15 protein-coding genes are annotated in these 18,741 nt (G+C 59.7%); 5 read left to right on the top strand and 10 right to left on the bottom strand.

Translation table 11 applies throughout. The features are described 5' to 3' along the window. The first annotated feature begins 9 nt into the window (after positions 1-9). The 3 genes from xylG (at position 10) to ACSQ83_RS06385 (ending at position 7,763) form a co-directional block, all read left to right on the top strand. A complete protein-coding gene (xylG, locus tag ACSQ83_RS06375) occupies positions 10-1,566 on the top strand; it encodes a D-xylose ABC transporter ATP-binding protein (protein WP_414952908.1) in 1,557 nt (518 codons plus the stop codon). Beyond that, a complete protein-coding gene (locus ACSQ83_RS06380) occupies positions 1,563-2,762 on the top strand; it encodes a sugar ABC transporter permease (protein WP_414952909.1) in 1,200 nt (399 codons plus the stop codon). Before xylG ends, ACSQ83_RS06380 begins: the two co-directional genes overlap by 4 nt. 126 nt (positions 2,763-2,888) lie before the next feature. Continuing rightward, positions 2,889-7,763, top strand: a complete 4,875-nt coding sequence (locus tag ACSQ83_RS06385; RefSeq protein ID WP_436227552.1) for an NAD-glutamate dehydrogenase — start codon at positions 2,889-2,891, stop codon at positions 7,761-7,763. 46 nt (positions 7,764-7,809) lie between these two features. On the opposite strand, the gene tdh is transcribed toward ACSQ83_RS06385, so the two are convergent. The 8 genes from tdh to ACSQ83_RS06425 all read right to left on the bottom strand — a co-directional run bounded on the left by tdh (position 7,810) and on the right by ACSQ83_RS06425 (position 16,703). Beyond that, positions 7,810-8,838, bottom strand: coding sequence for an L-threonine 3-dehydrogenase (tdh, locus tag ACSQ83_RS06390; protein WP_414952911.1), 1,029 nt, complete (start codon positions 8,836-8,838; stop codon positions 7,810-7,812). Between the two features lie 24 nt (positions 8,839-8,862). After that, positions 8,863-10,062 carry a glycine C-acetyltransferase gene (locus ACSQ83_RS06395; RefSeq protein WP_414952912.1) on the bottom strand — a complete coding sequence of 400 codons (1,200 nt, stop codon included), beginning with the start codon at positions 10,060-10,062 and terminating at the stop codon, positions 8,863-8,865. A gap of 319 nt (positions 10,063-10,381) precedes the next feature. Next, positions 10,382-11,179, bottom strand: coding sequence for an ABC transporter substrate-binding protein (locus ACSQ83_RS06400; RefSeq protein ID WP_414952913.1), 798 nt, complete (start codon positions 11,177-11,179; stop codon positions 10,382-10,384). Between the two features lie 117 nt (positions 11,180-11,296). Then, positions 11,297-12,340, bottom strand: coding sequence for a GlxA family transcriptional regulator (locus tag ACSQ83_RS06405; RefSeq protein WP_414952914.1), 1,044 nt, complete (start codon positions 12,338-12,340; stop codon positions 11,297-11,299). Positions 12,341-13,429: 1,089 nt separating this feature from the next. Next, the gene (locus ACSQ83_RS06410; RefSeq protein WP_414952915.1) at positions 13,430-14,221 is read right to left on the bottom strand and encodes an ABC transporter ATP-binding protein; all 792 of its coding nucleotides are present in this window, start codon (positions 14,219-14,221) and stop codon (positions 13,430-13,432) included. 106 nt (positions 14,222-14,327) lie between these two features. Continuing rightward, positions 14,328-15,041 (bottom strand): ABC transporter permease, encoded by a 714-nt coding sequence (locus ACSQ83_RS06415; RefSeq protein WP_436227553.1) that lies wholly within the window; start codon positions 15,039-15,041, stop codon positions 14,328-14,330. A gap of 68 nt (positions 15,042-15,109) precedes the next feature. Next, positions 15,110-15,799, bottom strand: coding sequence for an ABC transporter permease (locus tag ACSQ83_RS06420; protein ID WP_414952917.1), 690 nt, complete (start codon positions 15,797-15,799; stop codon positions 15,110-15,112). Between the two features lie 397 nt (positions 15,800-16,196). Then, complete coding sequence (locus ACSQ83_RS06425; protein ID WP_436227554.1) at positions 16,197-16,703, bottom strand: metal-dependent hydrolase; 507 nt, start codon at positions 16,701-16,703, stop codon at positions 16,197-16,199. Positions 16,704-16,808: 105 nt separating this feature from the next. On the opposite strand from ACSQ83_RS06425, the gene ACSQ83_RS06430 reads away from it, so the two are divergent. Both ACSQ83_RS06430 and ACSQ83_RS06435 read left to right on the top strand, forming a co-directional pair. Further along, positions 16,809-17,210 (top strand): hypothetical protein, encoded by a 402-nt coding sequence (locus tag ACSQ83_RS06430; RefSeq protein WP_436227555.1) that lies wholly within the window; start codon positions 16,809-16,811, stop codon positions 17,208-17,210. A gap of 10 nt (positions 17,211-17,220) precedes the next feature. Then, entirely contained in the window at positions 17,221-17,403 is a 183-nt protein-coding gene (locus ACSQ83_RS06435) for a hypothetical protein (RefSeq protein ID WP_414952920.1), read from the top strand. Between the two features lie 140 nt (positions 17,404-17,543). Here the strand turns inward: ACSQ83_RS06435 and ACSQ83_RS06440 are convergent, their stop codons facing one another. Together ACSQ83_RS06440 and ACSQ83_RS06445 are read right to left on the bottom strand one after the other, a co-directional pair. Beyond that, entirely contained in the window at positions 17,544-18,167 is a 624-nt protein-coding gene (locus ACSQ83_RS06440; protein WP_436227556.1) for a superoxide dismutase, read from the bottom strand. 49 nt (positions 18,168-18,216) lie between these two features. Next, positions 18,217-18,585, bottom strand: coding sequence for a hypothetical protein (locus ACSQ83_RS06445; RefSeq protein ID WP_436227557.1), 369 nt, complete (start codon positions 18,583-18,585; stop codon positions 18,217-18,219). Positions 18,586-18,741: the final 156 nt, after the last annotated feature.

Here is an 18,741-nt window from a genome sequence, read left to right on the forward strand (position 1 = left end):
AAAAACCGCATGGCAAACGCGCTGCTGGAAATGCACGGCATCGTCAAGACGTTTGGCGGTGTGAAGGCGCTTGATGGTATTGACCTCGTGGTCTCGCCCGGGGAATGCGTCGGTTTGTGCGGCGAAAACGGCGCAGGTAAATCGACGCTGATGAAAGTGCTGTCCGGCGTCTATCCGCACGGTACGTGGGAAGGAGAAATTCTCTGGGAAGGTAAGCCTTTGCAGGCATCGACTATCCGCGAAACAGAGGATGCCGGCATTGTCATCATCCACCAGGAATTGATGCTCGTGCCGCAGTTGTCCGTCGCGGAAAACATCTTCCTCGGCAATGAGATCACGCTGAGCGGCGGCCGGATGAACTACGCCGCCATGTATCAGCGTGCCGACGAATTGCTGCGCGAACTGAACATCAGCGGCATCAACGTGGCTCAGCCGGTGATGAACTATGGCGGCGGCCATCAGCAACTGATTGAGATCGCCAAGGCGTTGAACAAGCGCGCGAAGTTGCTGATCCTCGATGAACCATCGTCGTCGTTGACAGCGAGCGAAATCCGCATTTTGCTGGACATCGTGCGTGATCTCAAGAAGCGGGGCGTGGCTTGCGTGTACATCTCTCACAAGCTCGACGAGGTGGAAGCGGTCTGCGACACCATCACGGTAATCCGCGACGGCAGGCATGTCAGCACGCAGCCCATGAAGGATCTGAGCACCGACAAGATCATCGCGATGATGGTCGGCCGCGAGATCAAGAACCTGTTCCCGCGCGAGCCGCACGACATTGGCGAAGTGATCTTCGAAGCGCGTCATGTGACTTGCTTCGATGTGACCAACCCGCGGCGCAAGCGCGTTGACGACGTCTCGTTTTCGCTGCGCAAGGGCGAGATTCTCGGCGTTGCCGGACTGGTCGGCGCAGGGCGCACCGAGCTGATGCAGGCGATCTTCGGCGCGTACCCGGGCGTCAGCGAGGCTGAGGTTTATCTGAACGGCAAGCGCCTCAAGATCAAGACCCCCGCCAATGCAATTGATGCCGGTATCGGCATGGTGCCTGAAGACCGCAAGCGTCACGGCATCGTGCCGCAACTGGGTGTGGGGCATAACATCACGCTGGCCGTGCTAAACCGTTTTGCAAAGGGCGGCCGCATAGATTCCGCTGCCGAACTCGACACGATCCATACAGAAATGAAGCGGCTTTCCGTGCGTGCCGCGACGCCAATGCTCTCTATTGCCAGCCTTTCCGGCGGCAATCAGCAGAAGGCCGTGCTGACCAAGATGCTGCTGACCGACCCAGAAATTCTTATCCTCGATGAACCCACGCGAGGCGTCGACGTAGGCGCCAAGTTCGAGATCTACAAGCTCATGTTCGCGCTGGCCCGGCGCGGCGTGTCGATCATCGTGGTGTCGTCGGAACTGAACGAAGTGCTTGGCGTGAGCGACCGCGTGCTCGTCATAGGCGAAGGCCAGCTGCGCGGCGACTTCATCAATGAAGGGCTCACGCAGGAACACATCCTGGCGGCAGCCATCCGCGCGACCCCACAGACAAACTCTTTTCAAGCGAGCGTCGCATGACTCCTGACGTCACCTCGTCGCCTAAACGCAGCGCCACCGGCAGCTCCAACTCCACATCCGGGCAGCGCTTCAAGCAGCTTTTCACGCGATACAAGTTGCTCGCATTGCTACTGGCTGTCACGGTCATCTGGATCTTCTTTTCCTTCCTCACGGATGGCGCGTTTGTCACGCCACGCAACCTGTCGAACCTGCTGCGGCAGATGTCGATCACCGGCATGCTCGCGTGCGGCATGGTGTTCGTGATCATCTCGGGCGAGATCGATCTATCGGTTGGATCGCTGCTCGGACTGCTCGGCGGCGTGGCCGCCATTCTCGATGTCTCGCATCACTGGCCGATCCAGTTCACGGTGCCGGCGGTCATGCTGCTCGGCATCGCCATCGGCATGTTCAATGGCTGGTGGTCGACGTATCTGCGGGTGCCATCGTTCATCGTCGGGCTTGGCGGCATGCTGGCTTATCGGGGTGTGCTGCTCGGCGTGACTGGCGGTTCGACGATCGCGCCGGTGTCCAGCAATCTGGTGTTCATCGGCCAGGGATATTTGCCGCGCATGGCGGGCAATGCGCTGGCTGTCGTGCTGTTTGCGTTGCTCGTTTCGCTCACTGTGCGCCAGCGTCAGAACCGTCTGCGTTACAAGCTGCCGGTCGTGCCGCTGTGGCAGGACGGCGTGAAGATCGTAGCGGCGGGGCTCGTGCTGGTCGCGTTCGTGACTACGCTTAACCGGTACGGCGGTATTCCCGTACCGGTGTTGCTGCTGCTCGCGTTGCTCGGTATTTTCACCTATATCGCTACGCAGACCGTGTTCGGCCGACGCATTTATGCAGTCGGTTCAAACCTCGAAGCAACGCGTTTATCCGGCGTGAATACGAACCGAGTGAAGCTGATGATCTTCGCGTTGATGGGCCTGATGTGCGCGCTTGCCGGACTCGTCAACACGGCACGGCTGGCGGCCGGGTCGCCATCGGCGGGAACGATGGGCGAGCTCGACGCTATCGCCGCGTGCTTTATCGGCGGGACGTCCATGCGCGGCGGGTCAGGGACCGTCTATGGCGCGTTGATCGGGGCGCTGGTCATGGCGAGCCTGGACAATGGCATGTCCATGCTCGATGTGGATTCGTATTGGCAGATGATCGTGAAGGGCGGCATCCTCGTGCTCGCGGTATGGATCGATGTCGTGTCGGGCTCCAATCAGCGTTAGGGTCAACGTTAAGATTAAAGATAAGGTCAGCGTCTGAGGGTTTCCGCGGACGGTGCTTCTTGCGCTCAAGTGTCACAAAACTTGGCGCATAATTCGAGCACCGAACGCGCCAGACCGGGAGACGACATGCTGACCAAGAGCGAAGAACGCGTTGCGCACCTTCTCACCGACGTAGTCGACTTTGCACGGGGACGGCTTCCAGAGCCCGCGTTCAATGTCGTTGAGCCCCTCCTGAGCCACTACTACGAGCTTGCAGACCCAGAAGACGTCCAGAGCCGCGATATAGCCGATCTCTACGGTGCGGCCATGGCGCATTGGCAGACGGCGCAGAAATTCACGACGGGCCGCGAGGTCCTGCGGGTCTACAACCCCAACCTCGAACAACACGGCTGGCATTCCGATCACACGGTAGTCGAGATCGTCAACGACGACATGCCGTTCCTCGTCGACTCGGTCACCATGGCGGTCAACCGTCTCGGTCTCGCGATGCATTCAGCCATTCATCCGGTGTTCCGGGTCTCTCGCGACGCAAGCGGGGCGATCACGCGCATTGCGCTGGGACACGTCGACAACGGCGATCCGCAATCGCGCCTTGAATCGTTTATCCATTTTGAAGTGGACCGTTGCGGCGAAGCAGCAAAACTCGACGGGTTGCGCAGCGACATCGCGCGCGTACTGGGCGACGTACGTGCATCGGTTGAGGACTGGCCGAAGATCGTCGAGGTCGCGCGTGCAACCATAGGTGAGATGAAAGCGCGCGAGACGAGCGCGGACGGCGTGGAAGCGCGCGCGTTCCTGGAGTGGATGGTGGCGGATCATTTCACCTTCCTCGGTCACCGCGACTATGAACTCATCACGCAAGACAACGGCTTCGCGTTGCGCGGTGTGCCGGGCTCCGGCGCGGGACTGTTGCGTGAAAGCCTGCGCCCGTCTTCAGCTGATAACACCACGCCTCTGCCTCCAGCCGCCGCGGCCATCATCAACGGCACCGCGCCGATCTTTCTCACCAAGGCCAACTCACGCGCGACCGTACATAGGCCGGGTTATCTGGACTACGTTGGCGTGAAGCGCATTGGCGCGGACGGCAAGGTGATCGGCGAGCGGCGGTTCATTGGCTTGTACACGTCCACTGCGTACCTGGTTCCTACGTCCGAGATCCCGATCGTCCGGCGCAAATGCGCGAACATCTTCAGGCGTGCAGGGTTTCTTGCGAAGGGGCATCTGCATAAGTCGCTAGTGACCGTGCTCGAACAATATCCGCGCGAAGAACTCTTCGAAGCGGATGAAGACGACCTGTTCGATATCGCGCTCGGCGTGCTGCGTTTGCAGGAGCATCAGCGCACACGGTTATTCGTGCGGCGCGACCGGTTCGACCGCTTTGTTTCATGCCTTGTGTTCGTGCCGCGCGACAAGTTCAATACGGACTTGCGCAAGCGTATCGCGAAGGTGCTCATGGAGGCGTTCAACGGCAAGAGCATCGAGTTCACCCCGCTGTTGTCAGAGTCTCCACTCGCGCGCATCTACATTACGGTGCGCTCCGATAAAGGCACGATCCCCGAAGCCGATACGCGCGAACTCGAGCAGCGGATCGTGCAGGTCGCGCGCCGCTGGCAGGACGATCTGGCGGATGCGTTGATCGACAGCTTCGGCGAGGAGCAGGGCAACCGGCTTCTGAATCGATATGCGGATTCGTTTCCGGCGGGTTATCGCGAGGATTATCCGGCTCGCACAGCAGTACGCGACATCGAACTGATCGAGCAGACGCAAGTGAGGGAAGGCGGTCTGGCGATGAGCCTTTACAGGCCGATTGAAGCGGGACGCCGGGCGTTTCGATTCAAGGTGTACCGCGTGGGCGACCCGATTGCGTTGTCTCATAGCCTGCCTATGCTGGAGCATCTCGGCGTGCGTGTAGATGAAGAACGGCCGTACCGGATCGAACCGCTAGGCGCGCCGCACGCGTGGATACACGACTTCGGCCTGGAGCTTGCCGACGACGTGGAATTCGATATCGATCGCGTCAAGGAGCTGTTCGAGAACGCGTTCGCCAGCGTCTGGACGGGTGAAGTCGAGAACGACGGATTCAACAGACTGGTCCTGCGCGCGCAACTCGGCGCCCGTGACGTGACTATCCTGCGGGCTTACGCGAAGTATCTGCGGCAAGTGGGGTCTACCTTCAGCGACGCCTATATAGAACGCGCGCTCACCGGCAACCCGGCGATTGCGCGCAAGTTGCTTGAACTGTTTTTGGTGCGCTTCAATCCAGCGCTTCCCGGGGTGGTCGGTGATAACCCTCAAAGCCGTGAGCTTCGCGACACGCGCACGGAACACGTGCTGGCCGAAATAGAAACCGCGCTCGACAACGTACCGAATCTCGACGAAGACCGCATCCTGCGGCAGTTCCTTGGCGTGATCAACGCGACCGTCCGAACCAACCACTTTCGTAAGGATGCCGAAGGTAAGCCCAAGCATTATTTGTCGTTCAAGCTCGATCCGTCGATGGTGCCGGGTCTGCCCGAACCCAAGCCGATGTTCGAGATCTGGGTCTATGCGCCGCGCGTTGAAGGCGTGCACTTGCGAGGCGGCAAGGTGGCGCGAGGCGGCTTGCGATGGTCGGATCGGCGAGAAGATTTTCGCACTGAAGTGCTCGGCCTCATGAAAGCGCAGATGGTGAAAAACACCGTGATCGTGCCGGTAGGATCGAAGGGCGGCTTTGTGGTGAAGAACCCGCCGCCGGTCACGGATCGCGAGGCATTCGCGCGCGAAGGCGTGGCGTGCTACCAGATGTTCCTGCGTGGTCTGCTCGACGTGACGGACAACCGCGTGGCCGGCGTAATCGTGCCGCCACCGGATACCGTGCGTCATGATCCCGATGACCCCTACCTTGTTGTCGCCGCCGACAAGGGCACAGCCACCTTCTCCGATTATGCGAACGCCATCGCGCACGAATACGGCTTCTGGCTCGACGACGCATTCGCGTCGGGCGGGTCGGTAGGCTACGACCACAAGAGAATGGCGATCACCGCGCGCGGCGCGTGGGAATCGGTCAAGCGCCATTCGCGCGAGATGGGCGTGGATACGCAGACGACCGATTTTTCGGTGGTTGGCATTGGCGATATGTCAGGCGATGTGTTCGGCAACGGCATGCTGCTCTCGCGCCATATCCGCCTGATCGCGGCATTTGATCATCGTCATATCTTCCTCGATCCGAACCCCGATACCGCAGCCAGTTTCAACGAACGCGAGCGGCTGTTCGCGCTGCCGCGATCGAGCTGGGCGGACTACGATGCCTCGCTGGTTTCGGCCGGAGGCGGAATATTCCCGCGCACCGCAAAGACCATTGCACTGTCGCCGCAAGTCCAGGCCGCGCTCGACGTAACCGCGACCACGCTTGCGCCAAACGAGTTGATCCGCGCGATCCTGTTGGCCGATGTACATCTGCTCTACAACGGCGGCGTGGGCACGTACGTCAAGTCGACGCGCGAGACGCCTGCACAAGTTGGTGATCGTACGAACGACGCCGTGCGCGTCAACGGTTCCGAACTGCGTTGCAAGGTGCTTGCCGAAGGGGGCAACCTTGGCGTGACGCAGCTTGGCCGTATCGAATACGCACAGCATGGCGGGCGTATCAACACGGACGCCATCGACAACTCCGCCGGCGTCGATTGCTCGGACCACGAAGTCAACATCAAGATCCTGCTGGGCCTGGTCGTAGCCGACGGCGAAATGACTGAAAAGCAGCGTAACGCGCTGCTGGCCGAGATGACCGATGAAGTCGGCTTGCTCGTCCTGAACGATAACTACGCGCAGACGCAGGCGTTATCGATTGCGAACCGCTACGTGGCCGAGATGCTCGACGGCGAGGCGCGGCTGATGCGCTGGCTCGAACGCGCAGGGCGGTTGAAGCGCAAGATCGAGTTCCTGCCGTCGGATGAAGACATCACCGAACGTCAGGCGGCAAAGCTTGGGCTCACGTCGCCCGAGCGCGCCGTGCTGCTGGCTTACAGCAAGATGTGGCTGTATGACGAACTGCTCGCCTCCGATGTTCCCGAGGACGTGCTCGTCGCAGGCATGCTGCCTGACTATTTTCCGCTGCCCCTGCAGGCGCGTTACAGCGAGCCGATGCAACGCCATCCGCTCCGGCGCGAGATCCTGGCCACGCACCTGACGAATGCGCTGATCAACCGGGTTGGCTGCACCTTCGTGCATCGGCTGATGGAAGAAACCGATGCGTGTCCGAGCGAGATCGTGCGCGCCTGCATCATGGGGCGCGATGTATTCGGCCTGAACGAGGTATGGCGCAATATCGACGCGCTCGACAATCGCGTGGCAGACGAAGTGCAGGCGAAAATGTTCGTCGATGTCGTGCGTTTGCTGGAGGGCGCGACGCTCTGGTTCCTGCGTCATCTGAAGGTCTCGACGCAGGACACGTGTCTCGCGACTGAACGTGTCGCGCGTTGTCGCGAAGCGGCTCAGAGGCTTGCGCCGCAGTTGCCGCATTTACTGCCTGCCGATGAACTCGATGGATGGACGGAGCGGCGTCGCGTGCTGGAGGAGGCGGGAGTTGAAAGTCCGCTGGCGGCGCTGGTGGCGAGCGGCGGGTTATCGACTGCGGTGCTGGACAGCGCTGAAGTGGCGGCCAGTTGTGACCGTAGCCTGGAGACCGTCGCGAGCGTTTATTTCGCCATCGGCACGTTGCTGAATTACAGCTGGATCGCCGAGCGGGCGATGGCGTTGCCGGCATCCACGCATTGGGATTTGCTGGCTCGCGCGGCTGCGTTGGAAGAGCTGGCTCGGCTGAAGCGTGCGTTGACGGTCAGTGCGCTCGAACAAACACGCGATATCGATACGCCGGAAGTGATCGTGGAAAACTGGCGGGCTAAAAGAGAAGCGGCGGTCGAACGCTATGCGCGTTTGCTGGCGGAATTGCGTGCAACAAGCGGCGCGAGTCTTTCGATGCTGCTGGTGGTGGTGCGTGAGATAGCGACGCTGGAACGTGCGTAGCTGCACCGGGCTGGAATCTCGCAGACATGACTCCAGCCCGGCAAAATCAAACCGTCCAGTCCAGAATCACCTTGCCGCTCTGGCCTGAGAGCATGGTCGCAAACGCCTCTTCATAGTCGTCCACCGCGAAGCTGTGCGTGAGGATAGGAGAGAGATCGAGTCCGCTCTGCAGCATGGCGACCATCTTGTACCAGGTCTCGAACATTTCCCGGCCATAGATGCCCTTGATCTCCAGCCCCTTGAATATCACCTGGGTCCAGTCGATCGCCATGTTCGCGGGCGGGATGCCCAGCAATGCGACCTTGCCGCCGTGATTCATCGCTTCGAGCAAGCCCGTGAACGCGCTCGGCACGCCGGACATTTCCAGCCCAACGTCAAATCCTTCGGTCATGTGCAGTTCGGCCATGACGTCGCGCAGTGACGTCTCGGACACATTCACCGCCTGGGTCGCCCCCATTTTGCGTGCGAGTTCCAGCCGGTAATCGTTCACATCGGTGATCACCACATTGCGCGCACCCACATGCTTGGCAATGGCCACTGCCATGATGCCGATGGGCCCTGCGCCCGTGATCAACACGTCCTCGCCGACGAGATTGAACGACAGCGCTGTATGCGTCGCGTTGCCGAACGGATCGAAGATAGCGGCGAGGTCGTCGGAGATTTCCGGTGGAATCTTGAACGCGTTGAACGCCGGAATGACGAGAAATTCAGCGAACGCGCCGGGACGATTCACACCCACGCCCACCGTATTGCGGCACAGATGCCGACGTCCCGCTCGACAGTTCCTGCAAAATCCGCAGGTGATGTGACCTTCACCCGACACGCGGTCGCCGATGGCGAAGCCGCGCACTTCCTGCCCCATCTCCACGATCTCGCCAACGTATTCGTGACCCACATGCATGGGCACGGGAATGGTCTTCTGCGCCCACTCGTCCCACTTCCAGATATGGATGTCGGTGCCGCAGATCGCCGTGCGCGTGATGCGGATCATCACATCGTTATGCCCGACTTCAGGCTTCTTGACGCGCGTCAGCGTCAGCCCCGGGCCACGTTCCAGTTTTGCGAGTGCTTTCATGATTGTCCGATATGTCCCGATGTTTCAGATGATGCCCAGTGAACGGCCGACGCGCGCAAACGCATCGACCGCGCGATCGATCTGCGCCGGTGTATGCGCGGCGCTCATCTGCGTGCGGATACGGGCGCGTCCTTTCGGCACCACGGGGAACGAAAACCCGATGACGTAGACGCCTTCATGCAGCAGCGCGTCCGCCATGCGCGACGCGACCTGGGCGTCGCCGAGCATCACGGGGATGATCGGATGTTGGCCGGGCACAAGCGTGAAACCGAGCTTGCTCATGGCATCGCGGAAATGCGCGCCGTTCGCGGCCACGCTCGCGCGCAACCGGGCGCCTTCGTCGCTCGCCAGCAGTTCGAGCACCTTGAGCGTGGCGGCGGCAATGCTGGGTGTCAGCGTGTTCGAGAACAGATACGGGCGCGAGCGTTGCCGCAACAGTTCGACAATCTCGCGGCGCGCAGCCACATACCCGCCGGACGCACCGCCCAGCGCTTTGCCCAATGTGCCGGTGATGATGTCGATGCGGGACAGCACGCCGCAATGCTCTGGCGTGCCGCGTCCATGCTCGCCGATAAAGCCCACCGCGTGCGAGTCGTCGACCATGACCAGCGCGCCGTATCGATCGGCGAGGTCGCAGATGCCGGCAAGATTCGCGATGATGCCGTCCATCGAAAACACGCCGTCGGTGGCGATCAGCTTGAAGCGCGCACCGGCAGCATCGGCTTCGCGAAGCTTCGTTTCAAGATCGGACAGATCGTTGTTCTTGTAGCGATAGCGCTTGGCCTTCGACAAACGCACGCCGTCGATAATGCTCGCATGATTGAGTTCGTCGCTGATGATGGCGTCGGATTCATCGAGCAAGGTTTCGAACAGGCCGCCGTTGGCATCGAAGCAACTCGAGTACAGGATGCAATCGTCGGTCTGCAGGAAGCTGGCGAGTGCTTGCTCCAGTTCCTTGTGAACAGTTTGCGTGCCGCAGATAAACCGCACTGACGCCATGCCGAAACCGTCTCGGTCGAGGCCTTGTTTGGCGGCTTCGATCAGGCGGGCGTCGTTCGCAAGACCGAGGTAATTGTTCGCGCAGAAGTTCAGCATGTCGCTGCCGTCCGCCAGGCGGATATCGGCCGACTGCGGACTTGAGATCACGCGCTCGGACTTGTAAAAACCGTCGGCGCGAATTTGATCGAGCGTGCTGCGCACATGCGCAAGATAAGAATCATGCATGGATCATGCTCCTAAGTAATACGACTACCGCATACGACTACCGCATACGACGACCGCACGGCAACGCCGTTTCGATGCTGAGGCTGCCAGTATGAAGGAAAATGCCATTCGCGCGAATAGTCACCGTAGTGCCGTTCACATGACTTGACGCCTGTGGCGAGAGACGCGCCGCGGTGCCAACGAGCCATTCGGGTTTGCCCCGGCGTTGCGAATCAATCTGGCGCGACTGCGCGCACAAGGGAACGCCAGGCATCATGCCGATGCCTGGCGTCTGCTTGGAGAATCGGCCCCACGTTGTAGGACCGGTAACGAAATGCTCTTACTTCACGACCACTTTCACGTCGAAGTATTTCGAACCAAGTTTGTCGATAGTGCCGTCGGACTTGAGATCCGTCAGCGCCTGATCGAGGGCGTCTTTTAGCGCGTGGTTGTTCTTCGCCACGCCGAAACCCACACCCGCGCCGAGCAGCTTTTCATCGACCACGGCCGGTCCGGCGAACGCGAAGCCCGCACCCTGCGGCGTCTTCAGAAAGCCCTTCGATGCCGCTTCCGCATCCTGGAACGCAGCATCCAGACGACCGGCTGCGAGATCCGCATAGACCTGGTCTTGCGCCTGATACGACACTACATCGATACCGGCCGTCGCCCACTTGGCCTTCGCGTAGGTTTCCTGGATCGACCCTTGCAGAACGCCGACGTGCGCGCCCTTCAGTCCATCGACCGTGGGCAGGATCCTGGTGCCTTTCTTCGCGATCAACTGGTTCGGAATGGCGTAGATCGGATTGGTGAAATTGATGGCGGCCTTGCGCTGGTCGGTGATAGTCATGTCCGAGTTGATCGCGTCGAACTTGCGTGCTTGCAAGGCCGGGATCAGGCCGTCGAATGAGTTCTCGACCCAGACACATTTGACCTTGAGCTTCGCGCAGACGGCGTTGCCGACATCGATATCAAAACCAATCAGCTCGCCGCTTGGCGACTTCGATTCGAACGGTGCATACGACGCCTCGACGCCAAAGCGGATTTCCTTGATATCCGCTGCATGCGCGCTTGACGCGGCGAATGAGGCGGCGAATGCCGTGCTGGCGGCAAGTGCGAAAGCAGCGACTTTATGATTCATCTGATAAACCTTCTTCAATGCATACCTCTCAGGAGTGGGGCGATGATTTTACGCGTTTGCATGATTGGTGCCGGCGAACGGGAGATGGGTGCGATGCGCGAGCTGGCGAAAAGAGCTTCAAACAGGCTCACGTAATGAACCGAGCAATGCGCCGCCGCGTGGTTCGTCGGGGGCTTGTCCGCTATGTTTTTCGATCCAGTTGCGGCGTTCTTCGCGGGGTGTCACACCGAAGCGGTCGCGATAAGCATTGGAGAAATGCGCCGCCGATGCAAATCCGCACGCGAGGCTGATCTGCACCACCGACTTGCTGGTGCGCTGCAATTGCGTGCGTGCTTTGGTGAGGCGCAGGTTGACGTAATACTTCGATGGCATTGCGCCGAGGTACTGTCGAAACAGGCGTTCGAGCTGGCGTCGCGAGATGCCGACAAGGCCGGCGATTTCATCGGTGGCGAGCGGATCTTCTATGTTTGCTTCCATGAGTTGCAGTGCGTCGTTGAGCTTTGGATGACGTTCGCCGGGCGCTGTCACGAACGGAATGCGCTGGCGTTCTTCGCCCGAGCGCAATACGCCGATGCCCAGCGAATCGGCGATCCGTTCCGCCAGATCCGCGCCTTGGTCGCGCGCGATCATGGCGAGCATGAAGTCGACGGTCGCCTGACCGCCGGTGCAGGTCGAGCGATCGCGATCGATTTCGAAGATCTGCTGCGTGACGATCGAACGCTCGAACTCCTCGGCGAATTGCTGGTAGGTTTCCCAGTTCACCGCCACGCGGTAGGCGCTCAACTGGCCTGCCATTGCGAGCCACCATACGCCGTGGTGAATGCCGGTCACGCGAGGCGTGCGGCTGCCTACGCGAGCGAGGCTTTGGAGGAATAACCGATAGTCGGCGAATTGCTGATAGCGTTCGCTGACTACGATCAGCCAGTCGCAGCTGATGGCGTCGCCGAATGCGGTGTCGGCGTGGAGTTGCGCGCCGCCTGCGAAGGTGAGGGGGCGGCCGTCCCATGAGCAGATTTGCCAGTCGTAGAGTGCGTGGCCGTCGATCTCGTTGGCGAGGCGCAGGCTGTCGAGGATCATGCCGATGCCGCTCATGGAGCAGGGGGGCAGCACTGCTATTGCGACTTTGAGAGGTTTGGCGCCCGGGCCGGGGTTAGTGCTCATTTGCTTTTCGTTCGCACCAGGGATCGGGGGAGGTTACGGGGCGTAGGGCGGGGGCGTGGGGTGGTCGGTTTGGCGTGCGGGGGCGGGGTGGTCGTTTTGGTGTGAGCGGTCGGGGTCAGTGCCGGGTTGCTGCTGCTTAGCTTGGTGGTCTGCGTGACTTGGATATTCTCTTTATCACTATTAGCCACTGCGCGTGGCAGCGCGTCATTTCTTTGTCCAAAGCGACAAAGAAACGAAGCAAAGAAAGCGCTTTTAAAACACGCTACCCTAAGTGTCCACAGCGTGCAGTTTTCATTCATAGGTGCCCCAAAAGCACGGTGCTCGCCAGAGCCACGGATGTGTGAACCCCTCTTTCTCCGAACACGGATACCCCACGCTTCGCCACCAGTGACTGAACCTACCCAACGTGTATCCTGCGCTATCCGCGGAAAACCATCACCGAATTTGTATGCATGCCGAATCACCTCGTCAACCCACCCGGAAAACGAAGTCACCAAAATTTGTGCGGCCGTACCCGATGAAAAAATATCCATGCAACCCCACCCACCGACTCACCATAAACTGAAGCAATAGATACATCACGCCATTATCCGCGAAGCCGCCAAGAAGCCATTTACCCAACCCATTTCGCGCGGGCCAACCAATCATCCAACCTTTCAAGGAACAAAGGCTTGTGCGAGCGTGGGGCCGTGCCGGTCCGTGGGGCACCGGTGCTTGCCCGAGAGCGTACGGGGCGAAGCGTTTTACTGTCAGGATTCGCGAGAAGGAGGGTTTCACACATCCGGTGCTCTTGCGAGCACCGTGCTTTTGGGGCACCCATGAATGAAAACTGCACGCTGTGGACACTTAGGGTAGAGCGGTGAAAGCGCTTTCTTTGCTTCGTTTCTTTGTCGCTAAGGACCAAGAAATGACGCGCCGCCACGCGCAGTGGCTAATAGTGATAAAGAAATCCGCTAACGTAAAACGCGCGAAGACCTGGAAAGCAGCAACCCGGCAATGACCCTGACCGCTAACGCAAGAACCTAGCATCCCGGCATCCCTCGACCGCCAACCCAAAATCCCCGCCCCCTATCCCCAAGTGCCAACGACTCACTTCAAACTTCCAGAAAGAAACTGCCGCAACCTCTCACTCCTCGGCGCACTGAGCACCTCCCCCGGCGCACCTTCCTCCTCAGTGCGCCCTTGATGCAAGAACATCACATGATTCGAAACATTGCGCGCAAAACCCATCTCGTGCGTAACGACAATCATCGTGCGACCCTCTTCAGCAAGCTTCTGCATCACCTTCAGCACTTCACCAACCAGCTCCGGATCCAGCGCCGAAGTAGGTTCATCGAACAGCATCACATCCGGATGCATCGCCAGCGCACGCGCAATCGCCACACGCTGCTGCTGCCCACCCGACATATGCGAAGGATATTGCTTCTCGATGCGAGGCGCGAGACCCACCTTCTCAAGGTACATCCGTGCCCGCTCTTCCGCCTCTTTCTTCGATAGACCCAGCACATGCCGCGGCGCTTCCATCACATTTTCAATGGCGGTCATATGCGACCACAAATTGAAATGCTGGAACACCATCGCCAGCTTCGTGCGCACACGCTGCAACTGCTTGCGATCAGCCACCTCATAGTTGCCCGCGCGATCGGCCTTGACTTGCACCGTCTCGCCATCCACCTCGATCTGCCCCGCGTTCGGCCGCTCAAGGAAGTTGATGCATCGCAAGAACGTACTCTTGCCCGAACCACTCGCGCCGATAATGCTGATGACGTCGCCGGCTCGCGCGGAAAGCGACACGCCCTTGAGCACCTCATTGTCGCCGTAGCGCTTGTGAATGTCTTGCGCGACCAGCTTTGTCGCAGCATCTTTGGCTGTTGGCTCCAACTCATACTCCCGGGATAGTTGACTGAACTGCAATCCAAACCAGCATAACGCTCTAGCTGGCGGATTTTAAACGATGACCTCAAGCACCGACCTGCAATGCAAACCCCTAACGCCGGCTCGTGCCCAGATATCCAAGCCAGCGCTTTTCCGCCCGCCGGAACGCGCCGATCAACACAAACGACACCGCCAGGTAGATCAGCGCCGCAAAGCCGAACGATTCGAACGATTGATACGTGGCCGAATTGGCATCGCGTGCGACCTTCAGGATGTCCGGGACGGTGGCGGTGAAGGCGACCGTCGTAGCGTGCAGCATAAGGATCACTTCGTTGCTGTACAGCGGCAACGCGCGCCGCAGCGCCGACGGCAGGATCACGCGCCGATACACCGTGAAAGTACTCATGCCATACGCGCGCGCGGCTTCCACTTCACCGTATGGAGTCGAGCGGATCGCCCCGGCGAAAATCTCGGTGGTGTACGCGCAGGTATTGAGCGCGAAGGCCAAAATCGCGCAGTTGAAACCGCTGCGAAAGAAGGCTTCGAGCAGCGACTGCGAGCGCACGAACTCGAGACCATACACACCCGTGTAGAGCAGCAGTAACTGCACGTAGAGCGGCGTGCCGCGAAACACGTAAGTGTAAAGGCCTACCGGCGTGGCGAGCCATCGGTTCTTCGATACGCGCGCGCACGCAAGCGGAACCGCCGCGATAAAACCGAGTGCAAGCGAGCTCGCCAACAGCCACAAAGTGACGACAAGTCCCGAGGCGCGCATGCCGTCGGAGTAAAGAAACGGGCGCCAGTAATCGGCAAGTATCTGGATCATGATCGGTCGCGTTTCCCTGTTTGCTGAGACGTCGCTGAGAGAAGTAGCTGAGAAGTAGCCGAGGCAGCTTAGAGGTCGGCGTGCCGCACGCCCGTCGAATAGCGGCGTTCGAGATACAACAGGACGATGTTCGAGACAGTCGTGATGACGAGATAGGCCGCCGCTGCAACCATGATGAAGAAAAACATCTTGTAGGTGCTCTTGCCGGCGTCTTGCGCGGCCTTGACGATATCGGCGAGACCAATGATCGACACTAGCGCCGTCGCCTTGATCATCACTTGCCAGTTGTTGCCGATCCCCGGCAGCGCGAAGCGCATCATCTGCGGAAACAGGATGCGCACGAACACCCGCGCACCGCTCATGCCGTAGGCGCTGCCGGCTTCCAGCTGGCCGCGCGGCACCGCGAGAAATGCGCCGCGAAACGTTTCGGTGAAGTAGGCGCCGTAGATAAACCCGAGCGTAAGGACGCCGGCCGTGAAGGGATCAATATCGAATTGATCCAGGCCCAGCGCATCGGTCAGGTTGTTGATCGCGATCTGGATGCTGTAGAAAAGCAGCAGCATCAGGACCAGGTCGGGCACCGCGCGAATCAGCGTGGTGTAGGCTGTGGCAATGCCGCGCGTGACGCGATTGGCCGATAGCTTCGCGCTTGCACCGGCGAGCCCAAGCAGGATGGATACCGCGAGAGACAGGACCGCGAGCGCAATCGTCTGTTTCGCGCCCGCCAGCAGCAGTGGACCGTAGCCGTATAGGAACAAGTGCGTGTCTCCGTCCGTTGAAGGGATCGTCTGGACACGCGCCTTATGACGGCGTGTTGCCCGGACGACTGGCGCCGATAATCACCAACGAAAATTAATTGCTCAAACGCGGTACGGATGTTTTATTGCGCCGCAACAATCGACCCGATCCACGCAGATGGCAAGCAATGAACCATGGGGCAGGGCCTTCAGGTGCTTCGCGGCTATTGTTCGACGTGACAGTCGACATTGGCCGGCGAGCGGAATGCACAGGTTTTGCGTCGCTTTTCCGATAGAAACAAAGTGGTCAGAAAGGGCGTTGGCCGTGGCTAAGTTATGAAATTCCGTTGATCCGATCATGTGCGGACGAAAGGTCGATGGCGTCGGTATGCTCTTTTATCGCGCGTTTGTCCGGCTATCAGAGCGCGTGAAGCAGCCTGAGGCCGACCACGCTATGAAACCAGACATGGTCTACCGCCACGGCCGCCGCGATCCATGCCGCGCCGACGATCAACGCGTCGCATCGACCGCTGTTCCACCAGTTCAGGGAGTGTCGCGAGACGAGCCAGGGTACGCCCAGCGGATTGGGCCAGTCGGCGAAGAGATGCATCAAGCCGCCGCAGGCAAAGCCGAAACTGACGGCAGCCCATGGATGAACGCCGAGAAAATGGTATGAAACTCCGAGCAACGCGAACCAGCCGACACCCCAATGCGTGAGCGTGCGATGCGTGATCCATAACCTTCGCGCCCGCGTCCACCATGCCACTTCGAGCCAGTCCGGCGCAGTGCCGCCAAACACGCCCGCACAAAAACTCAGTACGCCCCAGAGGTGATACGGACCGGCCGCGCCGGCCTTGCTGACGACCGCGGCAGCGATTAAACCTGCTGCCCAACCGGTCGCGTGATGCGCGTTGCTCGAAGCCATGAAAGAGATGCCGCGTGTCGCGAAAGAAATGAAGTCGCGCATGTTGACACAATAGTTGCGTACTGTGCGCACTGTCCGGGAGGCGACACGGCCGAATGTTCGAGGATGGATGGTGAGCCGCAGTGCGAGTACCAGCCGGCTGTCATCCGGTCAAGCGTCGTCAGGTACTCAAATCCCTGCCCAGGCACCTGGCAACAGGGGCTGGCGCGCGATTTGCTGAGCAAGCAATATCGCTACCTTTTGTCCACGCCTATGTCCCGTTTTGTCTTCACCGCTGTTTCTTTACTTGGAATTCTGATGGGTAGCACGGCGTTTGCCGCGACCCGCGACGAGCAGACCGCGGCCTGCAAAGGCGACGCGCTTCACTACTGCGCGGCGGAAATTCCGAACGAGCAGAAAATCACCGTCTGCATGAAGGCGCATCTTCAGCAACTCAGTCCTGAATGCAAGGCGATGTTCAAGCAACCGGCATCGAGCAAACACAAGAAGGTGCTCAAGCCCGCATGAACAAGGAGTAATGATGCTGACGCAGACGTTCGAAACGGTTCTTGCGCTGTTATCGCCAGGATTTATTCGCCTGTCGGCGCTTACACCGGTAAGTGTCGCGCAGGTGTTTGGATCGGTACTGGGGATCGTCGTTGGCATTGCGATTCCGCTGGGAATAGCAATGACGACGCGCAAGCAGTTGGAAAGGCTTTGAAAATTTGACGGATGTTCGATTGGTTAAGCAGGGCAGCGAGCGGGGTGTTCTCCGGCGTTGCCCGGCCTTCAAATAGTGCGCGGCCGCAGCCGTGGTGTGCCGGATCGCGCAACGATCTTTCAACCGTCCCGCACCATTCTTCAGGCACGCGCGGCTGCGTAACGGCGCTCAACTTCCGGCCAGTGGATCACGTGATAGAACGCGGCGATGTACTCAGGCCTGCGGTTCTCATACTTCAAATAGTACGCATGCTCCCAGACATCCAGCCCGAGAATAGGGTGGTTGCCTGACATCGATCCAGCCATTAACGGGCTGTCCTGGTTGCCCGTATTTTCGACAACCAGACGGCCTTGCTTATCGACACAAAGCCAGGCCCAGCCGCTACCAAAACGCGTCAACGCCGCCTTGGTAAAAGCCTCCTTGAAAGCCGCAAATCCGCCGAGATCCGCATCGATGGCTTCTTTGAGTTCACCATCGGGTTCGCCGCCGCCCTGAGGCGACATGACCGTCCAGAACAAGCTGTGATTCGCATGGCCGCCGCCGTTATTGCGCACCGGCAATTTCAGTGGTTCAGGCAGCGAATCGATTTGCGCCACTAGCGACTCAACCGGCACGTCTTGGTACTCCGTGTCCTTCACCGCTGCATTCAGATTGTTGACGTAGGTCTGGTGATGCTTCGTGTGGTGAACCTCCATCGTGCGGGCATCGATGTGGGGTTCGAGTGCATCGAAAGAATAGGGCAAGGCGGGCAACGTGTAGGGCATCGCGAGTTTCCTTTTCCGGTTTGGGTTTGTGAGTTTGAGTGTTTGAGAATCAGTGCGGTGTCGAGTGGGCTGTGCTCAAGGCAAGGCAACCTGCGCCAAGTGCGCGGGTCGCGAGCGGATGCGCTCCATGCGCGCGGACGTGGTTCAGCAACGCGAAGTGTGTTTCGCGGCTGTGGCGCAATGCGGCTTGTTGCAGGCTTCTGTCCCGACTAACGTCCAGAAACGAGCGGATGAGGGTCTCGTGAGCGCGGCAAAGATGGTCGGCGGCGCTGTCGATATCGCCTTGTTCAGCGTGTACGTCGGCTAGATTGTGATGTGAAACGACCAGTGCGGCGACGCAGTCGTCGGCTCGGCCTGGAGGCGGTTGCCCGATCAATCGATACGCAATTTCAAGCGCTTGCTGGTAAGTGTTCAGCATGACATTGCTTGGCGCAGCGCGAGAGGTTCGCACGGCTTCTCGCATTACGTTCTCCCACACGGACAGATTTGATCCGTGGTCAGAAGAAGATGCGTTTTCCGCAGGATTGACGATTTGCTGGTGCATGAAAAGGGCTCCTGTTCTGCACCCTTTTCG

The organism is Caballeronia sp. LjRoot29 (assembly GCF_964252755.1).
Classification (GTDB): Bacteria; Pseudomonadota; Gammaproteobacteria; order Burkholderiales; family Burkholderiaceae; genus Caballeronia.